Source organism: Bradyrhizobium sp. CCBAU 51745 (assembly GCF_028128715.1).
In the GTDB taxonomy this organism is placed as follows: domain Bacteria; phylum Pseudomonadota; class Alphaproteobacteria; order Rhizobiales; family Xanthobacteraceae; genus Bradyrhizobium; species Bradyrhizobium manausense.
In genome coordinates, this window is sequence record NZ_LBJP01000089.1 from 53,609 (window position 1) to 74,517 (window position 20,909).

The 20,909-nt window shown below is 58.1% G+C and carries 11 protein-coding genes; 9 read left to right on the top strand and 2 right to left on the bottom strand.

Features of this window, described 5'->3' with window-relative positions; translation table 11 throughout:
• Positions 1-626: 626 nt before the first annotated feature.
• Genes XH98_RS30570 through XH98_RS30580 form a run of 3 tightly spaced genes read left to right on the top strand, consistent with a single transcriptional unit; the run spans position 627 to position 3,470 of the window.
• On the top strand, positions 627-1,316 hold the full coding sequence (locus tag XH98_RS30570; RefSeq protein ID WP_271600104.1) for a winged helix-turn-helix domain-containing protein: 690 nt from the start codon (positions 627-629) through the stop codon (positions 1,314-1,316).
• Positions 1,317-1,342: 26 nt separating this feature from the next.
• Positions 1,343-2,797, top strand: a complete 1,455-nt coding sequence (locus XH98_RS30575; protein WP_271620824.1) for a type II and III secretion system protein family protein — start codon at positions 1,343-1,345, stop codon at positions 2,795-2,797.
• A 10-nt stretch (positions 2,798-2,807) separates the two neighbouring features.
• A complete protein-coding gene (locus XH98_RS30580; RefSeq protein ID WP_271620825.1) occupies positions 2,808-3,470 on the top strand; it encodes a CpaD family pilus assembly lipoprotein in 663 nt (220 codons plus the stop codon).
• A gap of 600 nt (positions 3,471-4,070) precedes the next feature.
• Here the strand turns inward: XH98_RS30580 and XH98_RS30585 are convergent.
• The gene (locus XH98_RS30585) at positions 4,071-4,319 is read right to left on the bottom strand and encodes a hypothetical protein (RefSeq protein ID WP_271620826.1); all 249 of its coding nucleotides are present in this window, start codon (positions 4,317-4,319) and stop codon (positions 4,071-4,073) included.
• A 1,449-nt stretch (positions 4,320-5,768) separates the two neighbouring features.
• Here XH98_RS30585 and arfA point away from each other — a divergent pair.
• From arfA to XH98_RS30600, 3 genes are all read left to right on the top strand, one after another.
• Positions 5,769-7,313: an arabinosylfuranosidase ArfA gene (gene arfA, locus XH98_RS30590; RefSeq protein ID WP_271620827.1), complete on the top strand. Its 1,545-nt coding sequence runs from the start codon at positions 5,769-5,771 to the stop codon at positions 7,311-7,313.
• Positions 7,314-7,816: 503 nt separating this feature from the next.
• On the top strand, positions 7,817-8,293 hold the full coding sequence (locus XH98_RS30595; protein WP_271620828.1) for a hypothetical protein: 477 nt from the start codon (positions 7,817-7,819) through the stop codon (positions 8,291-8,293).
• A gap of 920 nt (positions 8,294-9,213) precedes the next feature.
• Positions 9,214-10,971, top strand: a complete 1,758-nt coding sequence (locus tag XH98_RS30600; protein ID WP_271620829.1) for a hypothetical protein — start codon at positions 9,214-9,216, stop codon at positions 10,969-10,971.
• A gap of 500 nt (positions 10,972-11,471) precedes the next feature.
• On the opposite strand, the gene XH98_RS30605 is transcribed toward XH98_RS30600, so the two are convergent.
• Positions 11,472-13,004, bottom strand: coding sequence for a S10 family peptidase (locus tag XH98_RS30605; RefSeq protein ID WP_271620830.1), 1,533 nt, complete (start codon positions 13,002-13,004; stop codon positions 11,472-11,474).
• Between the two features lie 1,158 nt (positions 13,005-14,162).
• Between XH98_RS30605 and XH98_RS30610 the strand changes: the two genes are divergently transcribed.
• The 3 genes from XH98_RS30610 (at position 14,163) to XH98_RS30620 (ending at position 20,152) form a co-directional block, all read left to right on the top strand.
• Entirely contained in the window at positions 14,163-14,927 is a 765-nt protein-coding gene (locus tag XH98_RS30610) for a hypothetical protein (protein ID WP_271620831.1), read from the top strand.
• Complete coding sequence (locus XH98_RS30615) at positions 14,911-16,152, top strand: hypothetical protein (protein WP_271620832.1); 1,242 nt, start codon at positions 14,911-14,913, stop codon at positions 16,150-16,152. The genes XH98_RS30610 and XH98_RS30615 overlap by 17 nt, the downstream gene beginning before the upstream one ends.
• Positions 16,153-17,839: 1,687 nt before the next feature.
• A complete protein-coding gene (locus tag XH98_RS30620; protein ID WP_271620833.1) occupies positions 17,840-20,152 on the top strand; it encodes a S9 family peptidase in 2,313 nt (770 codons plus the stop codon).
• The last annotated feature ends 757 nt before the right edge of the window (positions 20,153-20,909 follow it).

Genomic DNA, 20,909 nt, shown 5'->3' on the forward strand with positions numbered 1-20,909 from the left:
CTTCGGAACGGTTGATAACTTGCTTCGCTAGCGCGGGCAGCGAAAAGATGTTTGTCCCGAAGGACACGTTGATCGTTTCGTCGCATCTCGGCTTTGTGCGACCCATTGGCCGACACATAGCGCGCGAAGTGCCTTAACGCGGAAAACTTGCAATGTCGCGACCTGACGACAGCCTTGCAAAACTGACCGCGGATCCAACGAACTGGGAGTTTTCAATGTCGCTTTCGCAAGCTTTTTCGGAAGCAACCAAAGCTGCTCACGCCCGCATGCTCCAGTCGCTCCGGCGGTTTGGCGCGATTGCTCCTGCAGGCATTCGCCTAGGGCTGGCAGAAGCGGCTATGCGCGGCTCACGGATACATCAGCGCACCGCCAAGACTGTCAACCCCGTGAGGCACTGCAGAGCTCTTGCCAGTGTAACGGATATGTTGAGCCGCGGCGACTCGCCGCAAGCCGTCACTGATCCGTTGGCGATGGACGCGCACGCGTCAGCCGCGCGCCACCAAGCTCCTGTGCATCGTTTACGACTTCTCCAATTCGCGCCAAACCGGCAGCATCTGGGTTCCGCCGGATCTCATGGTCAAACGTAACAAGCTCAAGGCTTGCCGAGGACGCACGAGAGGCGATGAATGCGCATTCTTCTGGTTGATCATCATGCAGACTTTGGCCGCGCTGTGAAGGCAACACTTGTGAATTGCGGGTTTGCGGTCGACGTGACGCCCACACTGGATGAGGCGTCAGCCGCGCTGAATTGCGCGACCTACCACATCGTACTGCTCGAATCCGTGCTTCCGGATGGAGATAGCTTGGACTGGTTGAAGCAGTTGCGACGCGATGGACGATCAATGCCGGCCATGATGATGAGCAGTCTTAATGATCTCGGCCGGCGAATTGCGACCTTCAATGCCGGAGCGGATGATTTCCTGCCCAAGCCTGTGTCGATCGACGAACTCATCGCTCGCATGCGGGCCATTTTGCGACGGTCAACGCAAATGACGGCGCCGGTCGTGACATTCGGGAATCTGCATTTCGATCCGATCGCCAGACAAGTCTCGGTCGGTGGTCGGATTCTGAGGATTGCCCGGCGTGAGGTGTGCATCCTCGAACATCTGCTCAATCGCGCCGGCCGCACTGTGCCGCGCACATCGCTGGAGGATAGCTTGTACGCGTTTGACGACGAGGTTTCGACCAATGCGCTGGAAGTCGGGATTTATCGCTTACGCGCACATTTGAACCAGGCCGGTGCGACGCTCAGGATCAAGACCGCGCGCGGCGTCGGTTACACTCTTGAACTCGTTGGCACAGCATCGGCTGCCTAGCAGTCTCACTTGAAGGCAACAATCGCTTGAAAGTCCTCAACTATGCCGCCGGCGCCATTCAGCCGCCTGCGATCATCAACCCGCGCCGCTCTGCCGCTCTGCCAGGTCTCTGCTACCTCCTATGCGGGCTTGCTTTGCTGTTTCCGCTTGCCGCCTCAGCTGAGACAAAGCGGGACGGCAAAGGAGAGATGCCACGTGCGGCACCTGGCAGCACCACGGGCACGCTCAACCTTACCTCGTCGCAGGGAAAGACAGTTCATCTGAGCGCGCCGGCGGCGACCATTTTTGTTGCCGACCCGGCGATTGCCGATTATCAGGCGCCCTCGAGCAGTACAATTTTCGTATTCGGCAAAAAGTCCGGGCGAACGAGCCTGTTCGCCCTGAACGAAAACGGAGAAGCGCTAGCAGAGCTACGTGTTGTCGTCACCCAACCTATCGAGGATCTGCGGGCCGCGCTCAAGGCCGAGATCGGGGATTATCCGATTCAGGTCAGCTATACCCCGCGCGGTGCTATTCTTAGCGGTACGGCGCCCAATGCCGACGTTGTGGACACAGCGAGAAAGGTCACTGAACAATTTCTTGGCGCCGGGGCGCCGGTTGTCAATAAGATCCAGGTCGCCGGCTCACTGCAGGTGAACCTCAGCGTGCGCGTGGCGGAAGTCTCCCGCAGCGCTGTCAAGGATCTCAATATCAACTTCAACGCCTCCGGTCCAAACGGCGCCTTTCTTAACACGGGCAAAAAGGACCGGTCCGCGGCGGCCGGCGGCGGCGGCACGATCGGGGTCGGATTTAGCGCCGGCAATATCAACCTCAGCGCTGCTCTCGACGCTCTTGCGAGTGAGCACCTCGCCTCAATCCTGGCTGAGCCAAATCTGACGGCGATGTCCGGCGAAGCCGCAAGTTTCCTGGCGGGTGGTGAATTTCCGATTCCGGTCATGCAGGATAATCGGCAGGTTTCAGTTCAATTCCGGCAGTTCGGTGTGAGCTTGGAATTCGTGCCGACCGTGCTCAGCAACAATCAGATCAATGTGCGTGTGAAGCCTGAAGTCAGCGAACTGTCGAGCGAAGGGGAAGTCAAGATCAATGGTATGGCGGTCCCGGCCCTCTCAACTCGCCGGGCCAGCACCGTGGTCGAGCTCGCCAGCGGCCAGAGCTTTGCAATCGGGGGGCTCATCAGGCGCAACTTCAACACGGATATCGGCGAGTTTCCCTGGCTCGGGGATGTACCGATCCTGGGTGCGCTTTTTCGCTCTTCGTCGTTTCAAAAACGTGAAACCGAGCTGGTCATTATTGTCACGCCCTACATCGTGCGGCCCGCATCGAACCCGAACGAGATGAGTGCGCCAACCGACCGCATCTCACCGTCCTCCGACGCCGGGCGGATTTTGACGAACACGCTGGCTAGGCCGACGCGAGATCGCGATGCGCCTCGCACGAGTGCACCAGGATTGACCGGCAGCGCCGGCTTTATCATCGAATGAGAATCGCCAAATGACCTTACGAGATTTGTGTCCCTTGATTGTTATTGGTGCGACATTATGCGGCTGCGCAAATAGTGCCTCGATCCATCGCGGGCCGGCTGAACAGGCAATCCAGGTCGAGCAGAGGAAGCAAACCTTATTCCTGCCGAGCCTCCGTGGCTCAGAGAAGCGTCAGCTGCGTAGCTTTATCGCCAACGTCAGCGGCGGCCGGCGGGACGCGCTGCATGTGGATGTCATCGGCTCGCATAGGCTCATTGCCGAAGTGGCGCACGAGGCTCGCGCCATGGGCGTTGCTCCTTATAACATCCGCCTGTTCGCTGCTCCCCTCGATTTGCCGTCCCCCTCCGGCGCGAGGATCGAGGCGATCACCTTTGAAGCTCGTCTTCCGTACTGTCCGTCGCTTTTGATTGTGGGACCTGCAGCAAATGACAATGCGTTCGAACCGACGCTGGGTTGCTCGACCAAAAGCAATCTGGCAGTTATGGCAAACGATCCGCTCGACTTGCTGGAAAATCGGTCCGTCATCACCAGTAATGGCGATCGCGCCGCCATTCCTCTGGCCAGCTACGGTACCTTCGCGCCCCGCAACAAGAATAACGCAGAGGATGGTGGAGGCGCGGTAGCGCCGGACACCGCGGGAACGACAGCACCGAATGTGCAGCCGCTCCGATAGCGGTTTTGGCGCAAGTCAGAACACCACGGACCAACACTTGCTTGATCGTCAGTGGCCGCAACAAAGCCCGGCTTTGTGTGTCACAATCGAGCCGCCTCTCATTGCCCGCTACTGCAGCGATTGATTTGGCTCTCATGAAGAACAGTTGGCGGACCTGTCCACCGGTGCCGCTCGATCTCGTCCAGAAATGCCCCGTGGTGTGCGCTCGCTCGATAAGGCCGCCAGCGCTTGGAGAGTGAAAACGTGAGCGGACGTTGCCTCCCTGAGATCGCCGGCGGAAGTGAGAGACTACGATCTCTGGGTCGTGTTCAAGAGCGTGACTTAGGCGTGGCGACCACGTCGTCGTTTTGAGCTGCTGCCGGTTTGATGGACACGCGGTTATGCTAATCCCGCCCTGCGATCGAACTCAACCGGGCTGAGATAGCGATGGTCGAGTGTCTGCGTGCGGTGTTGTAACACCACAATGGCGCGTCCTTATCACCCGCAGAGCACTCGAGCACATCGCAAACGCCCCCGCACGACTGAAAACGCCGTCCGGGACGCCAACCTCGCACGCGCCCCCAAAACCGTCGCTGATTGACGAGGCGCGATAATCTGAGTTCAACGGAACTCTTGCGCGCGACAATCTGCAAACAGAAAGCCCCATCGCAGCCGATCGCAAAGGCGTTTTGACCTGCTCTGGTGGGTGATCACGCTTTGGGCGCTCTCTTCGATCGTTAGCTCGCGCGTAAGCCATTCCAAACGAAGCGCGGCCGCTAACGGGCTGTTACCTTCGCAGACCGCCTCTGCAACGGCTTCAATTTGATCTTTGATAAGCGCCCGGAGAGCTTTGATGCGAGGCTCGTCCATTGTGCTGCTCTTCAATCTAGAGGAAGTGGCCGGCTATCTTACGCTCTAAGTTCCGGCCAGCACCTACTAGAATTGGTCGGCCAACATGACCCCAGAAGGGCGCCGCACCCACCCTGAACCTTGACGTCGCCTTTCTCATTCGACCAGTCTTCCAGACCTTCCCGACTGTCAGACGGACCTCCGCCCAGCGGCAGCACTCCGCATAGCCAGCCTCAAAGCAGCGGAAGAAGCCGGAGGGGGTCATAGTTCGCATAACGGGCGAAACTACTCGCACGGGATTAGGCCGAAAATTGGAGGCAGTGCGGGCGCGGTCGGAGCTACCCGCCGGGGGGCTGAGTTGAAGGCAAGGCCCCTGCCGCATCCGCACTGCTGATGAGGCTGACGAGAAACATGACTCGGCGCCGACCGTTCTGGTGAGATAGCACTGTCCCTGCCACATCCCGTCAACCTCAAAGGCTCTGTATGCGGGCTAGCTTACTGAAAGCTGACAGACCTGCGCGGCAATTCACAAAGAGAAGTGGCTCCAGGGCCGCTTCCCACTCACATCGTTAGGACGTTCAGGCCCTGAAAACGCCGATCGGCCTGCTTACAATTATCGGCACGACGGGCCAGATGGGCCAGATGGGCGGTCAGCTAATCCACCTGCTCGCCCTATGAGTGATCGCCGTTACATCAGCCGTGTAGGTCGCGACATCAAGGACAAAAACGGGTGCCCGGGATATGGTCGTCAGCTTCTCGTCAGCTCGTCAAGCTATGCCATTGCTGCCCGAAGTGCTTAGACATCCTGCGGGTAGCGGATGTTGTTCCAATTGAGCATTTTGCGGAACGCACACGGCGCGTGTACCCGATTTCCTGGCAAGAGCCACGCGCCGTGTGCCTCTATCTTCAGCTCCGAATTTCGCCCCTCGTACAAGCGCCCGAACGCATCACTTGCAGGTAGCTGTCCACCCGCGTTGTGGCGCCAGCCGATCCGAACGACACATGCGGCAGACACGTTTGTGCTTTGAATCACCAGAAAAGATTAAAGAGTTCGACACAGCTTCCGTTTCACTTGGGTCAGTTCCGCCCTGCACTCCAAGGACGACTCGTCCCAGCAGCCTTTCGCCACGCCGAAAAAGCCAGCCGCCGATTGCAGCTCGGAATATGCACGCCACAGCCGCAGCCCTTCTAGGGCTGGGCTCGCGTGAGCCCACCAACACGGAGCGCCCAGAGCGGAACGAAGGCCATCACGAGCTCATGCGATACGATTTTGCCGCAGCGCCGCAAGCGTTCGGACGCAAACATTGTCGGGTTTTGTCGCACCCACGACATAGGGGCGCTTTCGCGCTCGCCTTTCACCTCGAACAAAGCCGGTGACGCCACCCGAAGACTCGGCATGATTCTTGATCAAGGACCTTACCAGAATCTAGCAGCCAATCGCGTAACGACGCCAAGTCACCATCGAGCAACATGAGAAAAGCAAGCGTGCTGATCGACCGCAACTTCGCGCTCGGCCGAACCGATCCTCGTCTCTTTGGGGCATTCATCGAGCACTTAGGCCGCGGCGTTTACGGCGGTATCTACGAACCTGGCCATCCAACAGCCGACGCGAATGGCTTTCGAAAGGACGTGCTGGCACTCGTCAAAGAGCTTGGCCCGACGCTCGTTCGGTATCCAGGCGGCAATTTCGTGTCCGCGTACAATTGGGAGGATGGCGTAGGTCCGGTGGGGAGCAGGCCCGCGCGCCTCGACCTCGCCTGGTCCAGCACGGAGCCGAACAGGTTTGGCACCAATGAATTCGTGGACTGGTGTAGAGCTGCTGATGTCAGCCCAATGATGGCCGTCAATCTCGGGACCAGGGGCGGTGATGCTGCTGGCAACTTGGTTGAATATTGCAACCATCCCGGCGGAACGGCCTGGTCGGAGCTGCGCCGCAAGCACGGCTGGGAGACGCCCCATAAAATCAAGCTATGGTGCCTCGGCAACGAGATGGATGGCCAGTGGCAGATAGGGCAAAAGAGCGCCGCCGCTTATGGGGCGGCTGCAAGGGAAGCGGCCAAGATGATGCGCCGAGTGGACCCAAGCATCGAACTTGCCGCGTGTGGTTCGTCATCGCGCAACATGCCAACCTTCGGCCAATGGGAGGCCACGGTCCTCGAATATACGTTCGACCACGTCGACTACATTTCAATCCATACTTACCTTGAGAATTTCCGTAAGGACACCGCATCGTTTCTGGCCAGCAGCGACTTGATGGACAAGTTCATCGATGAGGTCATCGCATTGGCCGATGCCGTTGCCGCCAAGCGGCACTCGGACAAGCGCCTGATGCTAAGCTTCGATGAATGGAACGTCTGGTATCGGACTTGTCGCAGCGAGGCTGGAGCGGCGGAGGACGGCTGGCCCATTGCACCGCCCATTCTCGAGGAAATCTATACGATGGAGGACGCACTCGCCTTTGGCGGGGCCTGTATCTCGTTGCTCAATCACGCTGATCGGGTGAAAGTCGCCTGCATTGCGCAACTCGTCAATGTTATCGCTCCGATCATGACCGAGACGGGCGGCGGCGCTTGGCGTCAAACCATATTCTTCCCTTTCGCTCATATGAGCCGCTTCGCTCGTGGCAGAGTGTTGCGCACTTTGACTGAGTCTGACGCTTACGATGCGCCCCACTATAATTCGGGCGGCCCCCAGGAACATAACTTCACGACGCAAAACGTTGCGTATCTCAAGATAGCAGCGATAGCAGAGGATGGCGGCGGCTTGTCACTCTTTCTGATCAATCGCGATCTTAAAAAGGAGATGGAAGTGACCTTCGATCTTCGAAGCTTCGGTCGGCTGGCGCTCAAGGAAAAGCTCGAGCTCCGGCACGATGACCTTAACGCTACCAATACAAAGCACGCGCCCGGCAGGGTCGCGCCAACCTCGTTGGAAGTCGCAAGTTTGGATGGCAGGCTCCTGAAAGCGACCCTCAAGCCAGCATCATGGAACGTGATCCATCTGACGACACCCTGAAGAGGCCTCCGCACGGATGAAGACCGTGATTCCAAACCAATCGGCCGGGCAGCGGCAGCGCCCTCAAGTTGTCCAGTCGACAGTGCCTAACCCTGGGCTTGGACAGATGTAATAATGTGGAGAGTTGGTCCTAGATGTATCAACAGCGTCGCGTTTAGCGCCCCCAAGCAGCCATGGCTCGGGCTTATCGCAACAGAGGAGTCGCGCTCATTCATCTGTACGACCAGACCGCAAATGTTGAGCGAGGTCGAAGCGTCCATATTCGAGAAGGGCCCTCGTAGGGCGAAAAGCCCAGAAGATCGCGCATCTTACTCTGCGCGAGTTGGCTTCATCACTGGGTTGTCTCGCACCGAACGCGCTGAGTGCGCACGTGCTCGGATTATTGCCGTCGAAAATCCGCACTTCACCAATCACCACACTCGACTAGGCGGCACGTCACTTGCTTCGGTCGGAATGGCTCCGCGGATGCGATTTAGACTGCAGATTTTGTTTCGGAGTGTTTGATGCAATCGTCCTGGCTCCATTCAAGTTGGTACGCTTCGATCAAGAGGCACATCCTGCCTATTGCGCTGTGCGCTACCAGCGCAAACTCGGCGGTTGGCTGGGAGATCTATCAGTTCGGTAGCCGATCGAGCCGACACACCGAGACGACAGCAGTCCTACGCAGCGCCGGCGCAACTCTGTATGTCGGCTGCCTCCATGGCGAGGTGACACCTGCGCTAGAGTTCGGCGTGCACATTGGAAGGGAAGGAATTGAGGTTAGCTTCAGCTTCGACGATGGACCGGCAGAGCGCTATCCGATGGTAAGCCGGGCTGACCGCTTTCTCTGGCTTTGGAAATCTGATGGCAAAGAAGTAGTCAAGCGCTTAAGGCATTCAGCGCGCCTTAAGGTCAGCCTACCTGATGTCTCTTTTGACTTCGACCTCACCAAAGGAGGTCACGAGCTATCTCAATTCAAATGCGCGCCCTTTCCCGTTTAACTGACAGATGAAGACGCGCCGCCGGCAGCCTGCGCATATTTAACCACAGGCACAGCCGTTACTGACGCTCTACACGCGAGGGACGAGAAGGGTTTCACATTATGCTCGAATCGCGGTCGTTCAACTGCATTGGAGAGGCAGGCAACGCGAATCATGCCAGGCCTTCTCCGACACTGCAGCGGGAAGGAAGGCGGCATCATCGGAGTTTGTCGCTTATGCTTGCCTTCGAAGAGGCGCTGACGCGCTTGCGCGACGACGGTCCTCTCGAGCGAGATTTCTGGTACTGTCTACACCGCCGGAATGCGCCAAACTGTTGCCGGGGGAAAACAAGAATCAGATACTCATTGCCCTCGCAATCGGAAGCAGGTCAAGCCAATACCGATTTGGCAACGGTTGACCGCTCAGAAAGCATCTTGTGCCCGCCCTATCAGGTTTGAGAGGTGAATTGGGGAGCCAAGTTGGATTATCCAGCTCAACATCCAGTCTAAGTAATGTGTTCAATGTTCGGTATGAGATGAAGTCTAGAAAGACTATTTTTATTGCAGGCCGTGACGTGTACGGGATGCTGTCTTTCCCGGGAAGAGGCCTGAAGGGAAGGGATCGAGTTCTTCTCCGATTCGCCACTCGTCCCTTCCCGATTGGCTGGAACCGACGCCACGCAGTGTCGCCCCGTCTGGGAAACCAACCAGACCGACTCTTTGTTAGAACACGCTCATAGGTGCTGCCGCGATGGGAGTGCAAATCAGCAGCAGCGATTTGGATTCCGCCGTGCCGCCGAAGCACGTGCAGCTCAAGGGGCGTCGGCAGCGTAGGCGCTGGTTAGCACTTTCCGTCGCGCGTGTGTGGAGTGGCATCGAGAGGCATACTGACTCTGCTGATATTTACCCGTCTTGACGACACTGTTTTACGCGAGTCGATTGATGATTGATGTCACGAGGCACACGGTGCTCATCGGAGCTGCGGCAGGTTTCGGGGAGATCGATGCCACCGGTCCCGCGCAGGCGGCTCCGCCATTGGGCGGGATGGAGCCGTTGAACTCGACGGACGGCGTATTCACGCCGTCCAAAGGCTGGGGCATTCAGAAGTTCAGCTTCTCCAACCCGGAACCGTCGATCCAGTTCGCGGGGTTGCTGTTCGCCTTTGAGGTCATCAGTTTCGAGAACAATTTTGGGATTGATCCCCTGGCCGTGACGATCGAACGCCGCATAGATCGCGTCCGGATGGCTGGAACCAGGTTGCGCTGGGCCGGTGGCCAGGAATCGAAGGCAGGGCTTGTCAGCGCGGAACTGCGGCTAACCGCCGCCGGTGCCATCGAATGGGCCGTCGAGGCGGCGATTGACGCGCCGATTAAGGCGATCAAAACGATCGTCCGTGGCCTGCCGCGTGGGCGTATCTCCCTGGCGGCGGAGGCGTGGTGCGACTTCGGCGATGACGAGCAGGTTTTCGAATATCCGGCGCTCGGGGGCGGCATGGCTACCCCCCTCGCTGTGGTGGAGGGGCATGACAAGCGCTTCTGGGGCATATCGGCGCTGCAGACCGAGGTGCGACCGGCTCGCTTCGCTTTTCTAGCGGGGCCGGACGGCTACAAGACCGAACTCGTGTACGAGCCCGGCGCCTGGGAGCGGCCGCAGGCTGCAACGACGTGTAAATGGCGCATCGTCGCAGCACCCGATTTCGCAAGCGTCGCGAAAACACATTTCGACTGGGTCGCCAAAAGTTGGCAACTCCCCGACTTCCAGCAGCGCTCCGACGCGCCGGACTGGATGAAGAAACTTGCCCTAGTGCTGTCGCTGCACGGGCAGCACTGGACCGGCTACGTCCACAACGATTTCGACCAGCAGCTCGAGATACTGCGCTGGACAGCCAAGCAGATCGATCCCCGTAACGTGATGGTGTTCCTGAACGGCTGGGACGGACGCTATTACTGGGACTATCCGCGATTCGAGGTCGGCGCTCGCACCGGTGGCGAGGTGGCATTCGCCAGGCTGGTGCGAAAGGCGAAAACGCTTGGCTATCGTATCGCCGTCATGTTCGGCAGCAACGTCGCGCGGAGAAACGACCCTGACTTCCCAAAAATCGCCGATGCACGGCTGCGTGACGGCAACGGCGACTTCTTTCCCGCCAACTACGTCGACTGGGATGGTGACCGGAAGGGCGATGGCTTCATGGTATTCATGAACCTCGCCGTCGCGAGTTGGCGCAACCATCTGCGCGAGCGTATCGCTAGTATCGTCAGCCGCTTTGCAATCGATGCCTATTTCCTCGACATTTGCGGCCTGTGGGAAAACAATTGCGACGGTGACATGCTGGTAGGTACCCGCCAGCTAGTTGACGAACTGGCGCAGCGCTTTCCCGGCGTCGCACCGATCGCCGAAATGCAGTACGATGCGCAGATGGGGTTCATTCCGATGAGCCACGTGCCCCGCTATTCGCTCTATCCGCAAGCCAATTTCGGCGTGGTCGCCTCATTCAACCACCTGAGCTTTCCCGCGCCGGGCGGCGGATCGACAGGCATCCACGAATACGGCTTCGGCCGTTACCATCCGGTCATCCTCGATCAACCGCAGATCCCAACGATCACCTTCGTCGATGACACCTTCACAACGCAGCGCGAAGCGGTGATGTCAGACATCGCGACTGCAAAGCAGCGTTTTGCCGCGCGCGGGGGACGGACCTGAGGGGCGCAGGCCCGGCAGGTGGCCAACCATCCTGCGATCGACTCAATCGATTTTACTTGCAGCGCTGCCGCCAAAAGCGTCTTCAGTCAGGTCGCGGTCAAGCCGCTGCAAGCAGATCGTACCTGAGCTTGGCCGCAAAGCGCGCTTGTCTTTACGGCTTTGATCTCGACATTGTTGCCGATGCGGAATCCTTGGGTGTAGCGTCCGGCGAAGAGAGCAGACGTCGATTTGGCTTCCTAGATCCGGATCAAAGCGATGACCTGCCCTTCACAGCAGGCCTATTGAACGGGTCGTCAAAATCGTGATCCAACAAATGATTGATCGCCGCAAGAGCAAGCTCTGGAGCCTGCTTTGCACGTGCTGCATCCGTCGTTGCTAGGGGGTGCTGTATCGTTTATATATAGTTGCAAGTTAAGTAGACTGCTCGCCGGCGCGAACAAACCGACGGCGAAGCTATCGCTACTGTATCAGCTCGCCGCAGTTGGTGGGCTCCACCGGCGCTACTTCATCATCGCTTCGACCTCTGCACGAAAGGCCTGGCGCGAAGCGTCGCGTGAATAGAACATGTGACCGCCCGGATAGACTACAAGCTTGACGCGCGGTGCCGAGGCAAATGGTGGCAATTGATCGAGTACGATCTGTGATCCGAAGTAAGGCGTAACGAGGTCAAACAGGCCGTGCCCGACCAGCAGCTTCAACTTTCGGTCCGTTGCAAGGATCTGGCGCAGTTGGGAAACTGACTCCGGAGGGCTGCGGCCGAAATCCCAAGCTTGTCCAACCGTGCGGTTGATGAGCTCATAGGAGCCGTCCGGCCGCCATTTAAGCTTGCGTGTAAGGAGATCGACACTAGCGCTAGTCAGCGGTGCTAGCAGCGTATCGCTCGAGGCATCGCCCGAAAGCTTGAAATTGGAGTCCGGATACGGATCGAGACCACGGACCGATGCATCATAGTTTCCGATTAATTTGCCGCTCTTACGATCGAACTCACGGCGGAACTCGGCGAGTTTAATTCGGCCCGCGAGCCTACGACTAGTCGCTTGGTCGATTCCGGTCAGCGCCGCGGCCTTGTCGGCCAGACGCGTGGTTGCTTCTTTGTCCTGCTGACCTTTCATAAGATCGACCAGAAACTCGCCGCGTGCATAAGCCTCCACCTCAATGAGATCGTCTCGCTTGACCGGCCCCTTCAACTCACGGAATGTCGCGGCATAACTTGGCAGAGCCGCGACGTATTGCAATAGACCCGCGCGGGCCTCGGAGTCGAACACGGGCGATATCATGATGAGACCCTTAACGCCTATGCCCTCCCGCATCTGCAGCTGGTGGACAATCTTTGGGCCTCGAATGCCCCCGTAGCTTTCGCCCGCGATGTACTTTGGCGACAATAGCCTGTCATGCTTCTCGAGCCAGCGGCGGATCACCACTGCGAGCGCATTGACGTCGCCGTCAACCGAATAGAGCCGCTTGCGTACATCATCGTCGGTACCCAAGAATCGGCTATAGCCGGTACCTACTGGGTCCAGAAACACTAGATCGCTGAAATCGAGCCAAGTCTCCGCGTTCGGACTCGCCTCCGGAAAGGTCGATGGAGTGACCTCGGCTGCATTGATCGGTAACCGCCACGGTCCGGCATTGCCGAGTTGCAGCCAGGCCGACGATGAGCCGGGTCCGCCGTTAAAAAAGAATGTTACAGGGCGGGTGCCGCGATCGGTGCCGTCAAGCTGATAGGACGTATAGGCGATGTCGGCTTGGGGCTCGCCCTTGTCGCCGAACAGACGGATGGAGCCGGCCGTGGCGAGGAAAGAGAGCGTCCTTCCAGGAAGCTCAAGCGTTTGTCTGGTGCTCGAGTCGGTCGGCAGCCGATGCTGCTCGGCCGCAGATGGCATACTAGGAGTTTGGCTGGCTCCAGCCTTTTGTCCGGCCGGCGTCACGACCTGCACGGGGGGCGGCGAATCGTCGGCCCCCGCGGTCCCTATTCCCGCGTAGGCAAACAGGATCACTGCAGAAAAGGTGCGGCGCAGCGCGGTCGATGGCATCGAGTTTCTCCCGTCCCGGCGCGCACCCCGTGCGCGGGGACTCTGTTCAAGCGGCTTTAACCACTAGCTCAAGCCAGGAGACAACAAACCTACCAAATCCAGTAGCCGTCACTATCGGTGGATCGCGTGGATACGGTTGAGCGAAGGGCATCAACCTAGCCGATGACAGGGTGCCTCCACAGCTACAGCAAACGCACCCACTGTGTCTGCAATACTATTGAGTCTGAGATCGTGACTCGAAATCGTAGCCGCTTTCCAAGTTGGTCCACCAAGCCGCCTGTCGGATAGTTGGTCGGGGCTAACCTTGGACCCAGACGCTGGGGAGAAAGTTTTGGCTCTTTCAAGAGCCCCATAAGCGCTTTTAGTCGCATTTCCGGAGTTGCTCTTCAAGAGCTCGAGCTTGAGCGCCGTCAGCAGGCCGTAGCATGCCGCGGCCCCATGCGTCGCGATGGTGGCGCCCCTCATTGGGGCCACATGGCTGCAGTCCTTAGTTTTGGGTCCCATCGAGACAGTTGGTGGATCTTGTTCAACCGCTCGACTCGAGTTCGCAAGAAATTCTGAGGTGGCGTGCGGGTGCTCAATAAGTCCGCCACGAGCTGTCTGAGGGCTTTGCCGGAGAGATGGTGGAAGCGAGAGGCCGTAGATCTAGGTGGCGTGTCTCTGGGCATAACTTAGGAGTGGCGGCGGCACGCCAGGAAGAATTGCATGGCATAGCGCGCCTCAATATTGTGGGTGATTTCAGAACCGCAGATCAGCGATCATTGCGCCCGGGTCGGTCGTTTCGCGCCACCCCGTTATGGCTAGAGCGCCTTCCTATCGAAGCTCCATGCCAAGCGCTGTCGACTGCTTTCCGCAGTCGTCGTCCCCATCCAATCATTTGAATAGCATTTTCTGAGCGAATACGGCGGCTGCCGTCCCTTCATCCTCTGTAAAGGGCACGTCGGTTCAAACAATGGGAGCATGAGGAATCCTTCCTGGGTGCCTGAACGCGACTTCCCTGACGATCGGTGCCTCTTCGTAGCGACGTGCGTGCCAGTGCAGCGCCAGAGAGGCGCCCGCCAGCACCATTCGCGTTTCATTCGACCTTTCCTCCCGACCGCGTCAGGTTTTGGACAGCTCACGTGAGTAGCAAGCACGAAGAAAGCTAGGCTTGCCGACATGGACCGATTCAACACAATCAACTCAGCCACTAAAGGGTCCATTGCGTCAGACGCCGACGTGGAACAGCGGCAACAGTCGCATCCGGCATTTGAGCAGCACCTGGCAAGCGCGCGAGAAGCGGGCCCCATATGTGCTCACGCGGCGAAATATGATGTCACTGAGGAAGACGATCGCCTCATCCAGGCAGCATCGGCCGCGGCCCTCGATGAAGGGCCACCGCCAAGCAAGACCACCGTCGAAATTTATGATCGTCGGCTTCGCAAATTAGCCGAGGGGCTGAAGCAGTACGGCCAATCAATTGCTGGGCTCGAAGACGATGCTTTACTCGGTTACGCAAGGAAGCTGCTGCCACTCGACAAGATCATCGCCCCAGCATTGTCAATGGTCAGTAGGTACCGCCAGCCTGACGGCGACGCTTTCCCCCTCTCAACGCATTACCGTCCTTCCAGGGAAGATGAGAGTCTCATCAGGGAGGCCGCCAAGGCACGCTTTGGTCGACCAATCGGCAAGAATACGGCCGAGGGCTATGCGAGCACACTGCGGAAGTTGGCGGCAACGCTCCGCCCCCTGTCCATTGCCGAGCTCAATGATGATACCCTGCTTGGCTACGCGGGCAAATTGTTTCCGAATGACAAGCACCTCATCGTCGCCTTGAACGACCTTCGCGACTATCGCGCGATCAGGCAGAATATTTTGGGCGGGGAAGGAGGCAGTTCGCGCCATTCAGCCGTCCGATCCCACGCCCATGCGGCCGGCCGATGAGCAGCCGATAGGAAAGGTTGCGGAGGGGCGCGACTCATTGCCGCCCGGGCTCAATGCTCCGCAGGTCTGGCATGGAGTGGGGTTAGCCCATTCTCCTGTACAAAGTGTCGACCAGGATGTGCTTTTCGATGCAGCCCATGGCGAGAGCCTCTTGCTGGCGACAATGCTTGGGCCAACAGTCGGTTCAATGTCCCACTCGCCGGTGCAAAGTGTCGCTCAGGAAGAGCTTTTCGACGCCGCGGACCGCGAGAACCTCTTGTCGGGAACGACCTCCGATGCACCGTTGTCTTGGCCAACGATGAGTTCCACCGTTCACTCGCCGGTGCAAAGTGTCTCTCAGGACGCGCTTTTCGATGCCGCGGATCGCGAGCACCTCATGCCGGCACTGACCTTCGATGCACTGGTGCCTTGGCCAACAATGAGTTCAACCATCCCATCGCCGGTGCAAGGTGTCCCTCAAGACGCGCTTTTCGATGCTGCGGATCGCGAGAACCTCATGCCGGCGCCGACCTTCGATGCACCGGTGCCCGGGCCAACGATGAGTCGAACCATCGCGTTGCCGCTGCAAAGTGTTGCTCAAGAAGACCTTTTCAATGCCGCGACTTGGCAGCCGAGTTTTCGGCAGCCAGATTCCGGCTCTGAACACCAATCTGGACAGATGATGAATGAAGGCGCCGCGACCCAGACCAGGCCTGAGCGGAGGTTCGCGGCTATCGGCGAGGCCTTCGATGTGTCTTTATGCGTGCCCGAAGATTTCTCCCACGGGACTCAAGCGGCGCCGAACACGATGCACAGGCTTCGCCGTTGGGGCCTCTTGCCGGATGCCGGACAACGGGTAAAGGCCTACGATATTCGAGGTGAACGCTATATGGCCGTCTTGGGACCGGGAGGGATCGAAGATGTTCAGCTCGTTCATCTGCGGTCGCCCGCTATCGGAGATACGTTTGATGTTTCGCTCGCGGTTCCCAAGACTTTTTCCCATGGCACCCAGTTGGCACCCGACATGATGCTGTCCACCTTGGGCGAGTGGGACTTCTTGCCTGTTGCGGAACATCCAATCATGAACTTGGAGATTGGCGGCGAACGGTACACGGCCATCTTGGGACCGGAGGGGCCGAAGGACGTTCAGCTCATTCACCACCCTGGGCCTGCTTTGCCGGGCGGAGCTACGTCTGCGGCACCGGGGACTTCTTCAGATATCTACGGCGGTCTTGCCAGGGTTTAATTCGCCGGCACAGATCGAATGGCCTGGGGACGTTCCTTCAGCGCTGGCGCCGAACCTTGCCCTGCCGTCTGCCGCACCGGCATCAGGCCATCAACCACTCCCACAAGTGCCTGAACTGGCAGAGTTGTTGAGCGACGATTGCACGCACGCCCCCCAACAGGTTTCGCCTCCCGTGATCGACATATTGCAGAGCCTGGGTCTTCTGCCGAGCCGAGACGTTCCACTGACCGTTTCTTTATCCACGGCCAGCTCTACCCGGCCGAAAGCCTAACTAGTTGGTCCGCCAGACTCTATGCGCTCGCTACCAGCCTGCCAGCCTGCGCCGTATTGACGGATCATTTCGCGCTGGGACCGTTTGATGAAGGCGCGCTCGACGCAAAAGCCGGCGGTGAATGAAGCGGCTAGCGCGAGGCCGGACGCGACGTAGTCATCCAGCAAGTGAGTGCCATGACGGTACTGCGAAATGCCTGAGCCATGCTTGTTCCCCCAGCCGATTGTCGAGGGACATTAACATCGCAACCATGACGTTCGGCGGCATTTGAAGGCAGGATCCGTCGTATTTCTGCTAAATCAGTTTGTGCTCGCGGGCGGCTAGACGGCACTCAGCGGTGCGCCAGTTCGCGCGAGGGGTCTAGAAGGCATTCCGGGCTCATCGAACCCCTCGCCGGCTTGAACTGCCCAGCGACGATGCCATGTAGCCCCAAGCCAGACGAACGGCTTGAAAGAAGTGGTGGCGGACGAAGTCGAAAAGCCGGTGACTGACACGGGATGTGATCGCCCGGCGCGATGTTTGTCGCGCCGAAGCAGCATCGGCAGCACATAGCAATCCACTGCAATTCCTGTTCGCGGAGTGGCCCGAAGCGGCTGGACGCTGGCCGTCCAGCAAAGCGGAATTTCCCGAGCGCTAAAACTTAGCCCCTGGGACGGGGTTTAAACCTTCTTTTTTCTCGTTCCAACTTGGAGCGGTTCGCTTAACCGAGCCCATCGTCACCTCGTTAGTGAGCTTACGGGCAGAGATGCTCGGGTTCAGTTTCTCAAGGAGATATGTTCCTGGGCCGGTCCATAGCATTCTGGTGGAATCTCTGCGAACTAAGCGTCGCGCGCGGCAAGAGCCGCGCCCACGACAGGATTGAAGTAATTCAGCCAAGGTTGCATCAAACACACGTTGGACGTCCTTCGAACAAATGTCCACGAGACTGCAGCCGACATCCGCGCCGGCTCGGAGGTTCTGGCAACTACCTGCCACTTGAAACCGCGTACTGTGGCGCAACTGTGCAAGGTCGCGTGTCCTTGTGTGTGTTGTATGCCCTCGCACTCGCGTCCGAAGCAGGTTCATATTTCTCTAGGAGTCACGGCTTCGAAAGATGACCGCTGCCTAACGTTGTTCGCTCGACCTGCCGCTACTGCGGACTCCTAGGCTGTGTTTGATTTAACACATTCGTGTTCGCGTCACTCTTTGTGCTCTAGCCGACAAGGGGATCGGATAACAACGTAATAGCGCCTGCAGCTTCGATGGCATCATTTCTGCAGGGAGGACTTGGACGGAGCTCGAGGAGGATCGAACCGAAAGGGGGCTGGAAATCTTTCGGCGCACGACTTAGCCGCACCCTATCAGCGAGCCTTATTGCTCCTTTCGTATACGGGGCACCTTAACGATCGCTCCGTTAGCTCAGATGAGGAGGTAGCCGTGGACCGCCGGAAAGATACTCTGGGACACGAGATCCTGCAGGTAGCGGATTACGAACGAGCGCTCTCGATCAATGGCTACTATGCTCAGCTCACGGTCAATGTCGCGGACGTGCCGTTCTGGATGTCAGGTGGTGAGGCCTTTGCTTATTGCCGAAGGGTAAGGGGCCGGCGCGAATTCATCCTCGTGAACGCTGTCACGGGCGCAAAGCAGCTGGCCTTTGATCATGATAAGCTAGCTGCCGCCCTGACCCGAGCAACGCAGAGACATTGCGACGCTGGCAATCTGCCGTTCCGTCGCTTTGACCTGGCTAGCGATGGTCGCGAGATCAGCTTCCAGATCGATAGCACCAGGTGGAGCTGCGATCTTGTGAGCTACACCTGTCTAAACCAGAACGCTTCCTCCGAAGTCCATGAGGAGAACCCCTATGGCAGCCCTCCGGTAGAAAATGATCCGAAGCAAAAAAGCGCATCTCCTGATGGTAAATGGCTGGCCTATATCAATAGGCACAATCTATTCCTGTGCAGCAAGGATGGCTCGCAGGACATGCCCTTGACGTGGGACGGATCCGAGAGCAATTACTACGGCTTGTCCACGCTTACGTGGTCTCCGAACTCGCGCTATCTTGCGGGATACCGGTTCCGACCCGGATACGAGCGTAAGATTCATTTCATCGAATCGTCGCCGACCGACCAGCTTCATCCGAGGCGCCGGACCATGACGTATCCTAAACCTGGCGACCTGTTGACAGAAGCACATCCGGTGCTCTTTGAGATCGGCAGCCGACGCGAGATCCGTCTCGACAACAATCTATTCCGAAATCCTTACGAACTTTCGCCGATCGAGTGGTGGGAGGACAGTCGAGGTTTCACTTTTAAGTATAATCAACGAGGTCATCAGCTCTATCGCCTTCTAGAAGTGGTAGCAGCCACCGGAGAAGTCCGCTCGCTGATCGATGAGTGCAGCAAGACCTTCGTCGACTATGAGCCGCTGAACATGGACCAGGAGTGCACTGGCAAAATCTTTCAGTATAACATCGCAGACGGGAAGGAGATCATCTGGGCGTCCGAGCGCGACGGATACGAGCATCTTTACCTATTCGATGGCCAAACCGGCGAGATTAAAAATCAGATCACCAAAGGCAAGTGGGTGGTCCGCACGGTCTATTTTGTCGATCCGGTGACGCGCCAGATCTGGTTTGGCGCGAGCGGAATGAACCCAAGCGAAGATCCTTACTTCATCCATGGCTACCGAATCAAATTTGACGGGACGGGCTTGACTGCCCTCACGCCTCGAGCGGCAAATCATCACATCGAGTTCTCGCCAGATGGCCACTACTATGTAGACCTGTGTTCACGAATCGATCTTGCGCCGAGCTTGATCTTATATCGAACCACTGACAATTCGGAGCTCATGCAGGTCGAAAACGCCGACATTTCGGAGCTCGTGGCCGCTGGCTGGACGCCGCCGCTCAGCTTTCATGCGAAGGGGAGAGATGGCGAGGCTGATATTTGGGGGGTCATTCACCTTCCCATTAATTTCGATCAAACCAAGCGATATCCGGTCGTTGAGCGAATATATGCTGGTCCCCACGGTTCTTTCGTTCCGAAGTCATTCTCAGCCTCGGCCGAACCGCTCGCGCAACTTGGATTCGTCGTTGTACAGATCGATGGAATGGGGACGAACAACCGTTCGCGAGCGTTCCACGACGTCGCCTGGAAGAATCTTAAGGACGGTGGCCTTCCCGACCGAATCCTATGGCACAAGGCGGCGAGCGTAAACTATCCGTGGTACGATATTTCAAACCTTGGCATTTTTGGTGCGTCCGCCGGTGGTCAGAATGCGGTGAGCGCTCTCCTCTTCCATTCTGAGCTCTACAAGGTTGGGGTCGCCAATTGCGGTTGCTATGACAACCGAATGGACAAGATCTGGTGGAATGAGCAGTGGATGGGCTGGCCTGTCGGCATCGAATATTCACAATCCTCCGCCGTCGACAACGCGCACCGATTACGAGGTAAGCTGTTGCTAATTGTCGGCGAACTGGATGAAAACGTCGATCCATCATCCACCTTCCAGCTTGCCGACCGTCTTATCGACGCAGGAAAATTCTTCGACATGCTTGTGGTGCCGAACGCGAACCACGGAGTGCCAGGCAATTACTGCGAACTAAAGCTCGTGGATTTCTTCGTTCGCAACATTCTTTGGCAGACACCTCCTAACTGGAACGCGGCTTCGATCGAGTCGCTGAGCCGGTGCCGGATGCGAGGACGTGATGGCCAAAAACTAATTAGCTCGATCGAATCTCACAAGTGATGTCCGCGTACTACGACCGGACGATTGAGCCGATTCAGCGTTCGTTGTGAAGCGCTTTTGACGGTGGGTCATGGGCGCTTTCGTTGCGGCACGAAATGTACAGTTCTGCGTCTCTTTGGATACATCGTGCCGGACCTGAACGCTTTCGTCCGATCCAGACAGTATTAGACTAGTGGGAGGCGGCGTTCTTCTCTTCCCTCCGCCATAATTTGGTTGAGTGCGGAACCGGTCGAGGCCTATTGTCTCAGCACAGTGATTCTGAATCATTGCGCTTTCGGCACTCGTGAAGATATTTTGCGGTGTGGCGCGCGCGCTTTTTTGGTCGCTGATCCGTGCGCGCTCGGCATTGCGAGGTTTTCCCGTGGAGCGGTCTCCCTGGCGAGGAGGGCGCAGTTGTCGATGCGCCGTGAGACATTATCGGGCGATCACGACGATCTCGGCCGTGCCGAGCCAACTGGTAAGCTTCCGGGCACAAGAGAACCCCAAACCTCTCAGCGGTCTGTGATGCTCCGCGTTCAGCCTGAGACGGTGCAACGGAGTGATCTTATCAGGCCGTAGCAGCGCTGCTCGCGAGGTGACCATCGAGAAACAGGCGCGGCTGAGAGCGTGCTCCGGATAGAAGCCGGCGTACTTCACGATCAGCACGACCGGCTTGTCATCCGATGGCCAGCGGCCCTCTAGCCAAGACGATACAAGCCGACATCCTCGAGCATGCAGGCGCTGAACTTGTCGCAATCGTCAAACATCTTGTTGCGCT

Coding starts and splice junctions, on each gene's coding strand:
- XH98_RS30610 (WP_271620831.1), top strand. CDS start 14,163: ATGGACCGATTCAACACAATCAACTCAGCCACTAAAGGGTCCATTGCG.
- XH98_RS30570 (WP_271600104.1), top strand. CDS start 627: ATGCGCATTCTTCTGGTTGATCATCATGCAGACTTTGGCCGCGCTGTG.
- XH98_RS30585 (WP_271620826.1), bottom strand. CDS start 4,319: ATGGACGAGCCTCGCATCAAAGCTCTCCGGGCGCTTATCAAAGATCAA.
- XH98_RS30595 (WP_271620828.1), top strand. CDS start 7,817: ATGCAATCGTCCTGGCTCCATTCAAGTTGGTACGCTTCGATCAAGAGG.
- XH98_RS30600 (WP_271620829.1), top strand. CDS start 9,214: ATGATTGATGTCACGAGGCACACGGTGCTCATCGGAGCTGCGGCAGGT.
- arfA (WP_271620827.1), top strand. CDS start 5,769: ATGAGAAAAGCAAGCGTGCTGATCGACCGCAACTTCGCGCTCGGCCGA.
- XH98_RS30580 (WP_271620825.1), top strand. CDS start 2,808: ATGACCTTACGAGATTTGTGTCCCTTGATTGTTATTGGTGCGACATTA.
- XH98_RS30615 (WP_271620832.1), top strand. CDS start 14,911: ATGCGGCCGGCCGATGAGCAGCCGATAGGAAAGGTTGCGGAGGGGCGC.
- XH98_RS30605 (WP_271620830.1), bottom strand. CDS start 13,004: ATGCCATCGACCGCGCTGCGCCGCACCTTTTCTGCAGTGATCCTGTTT.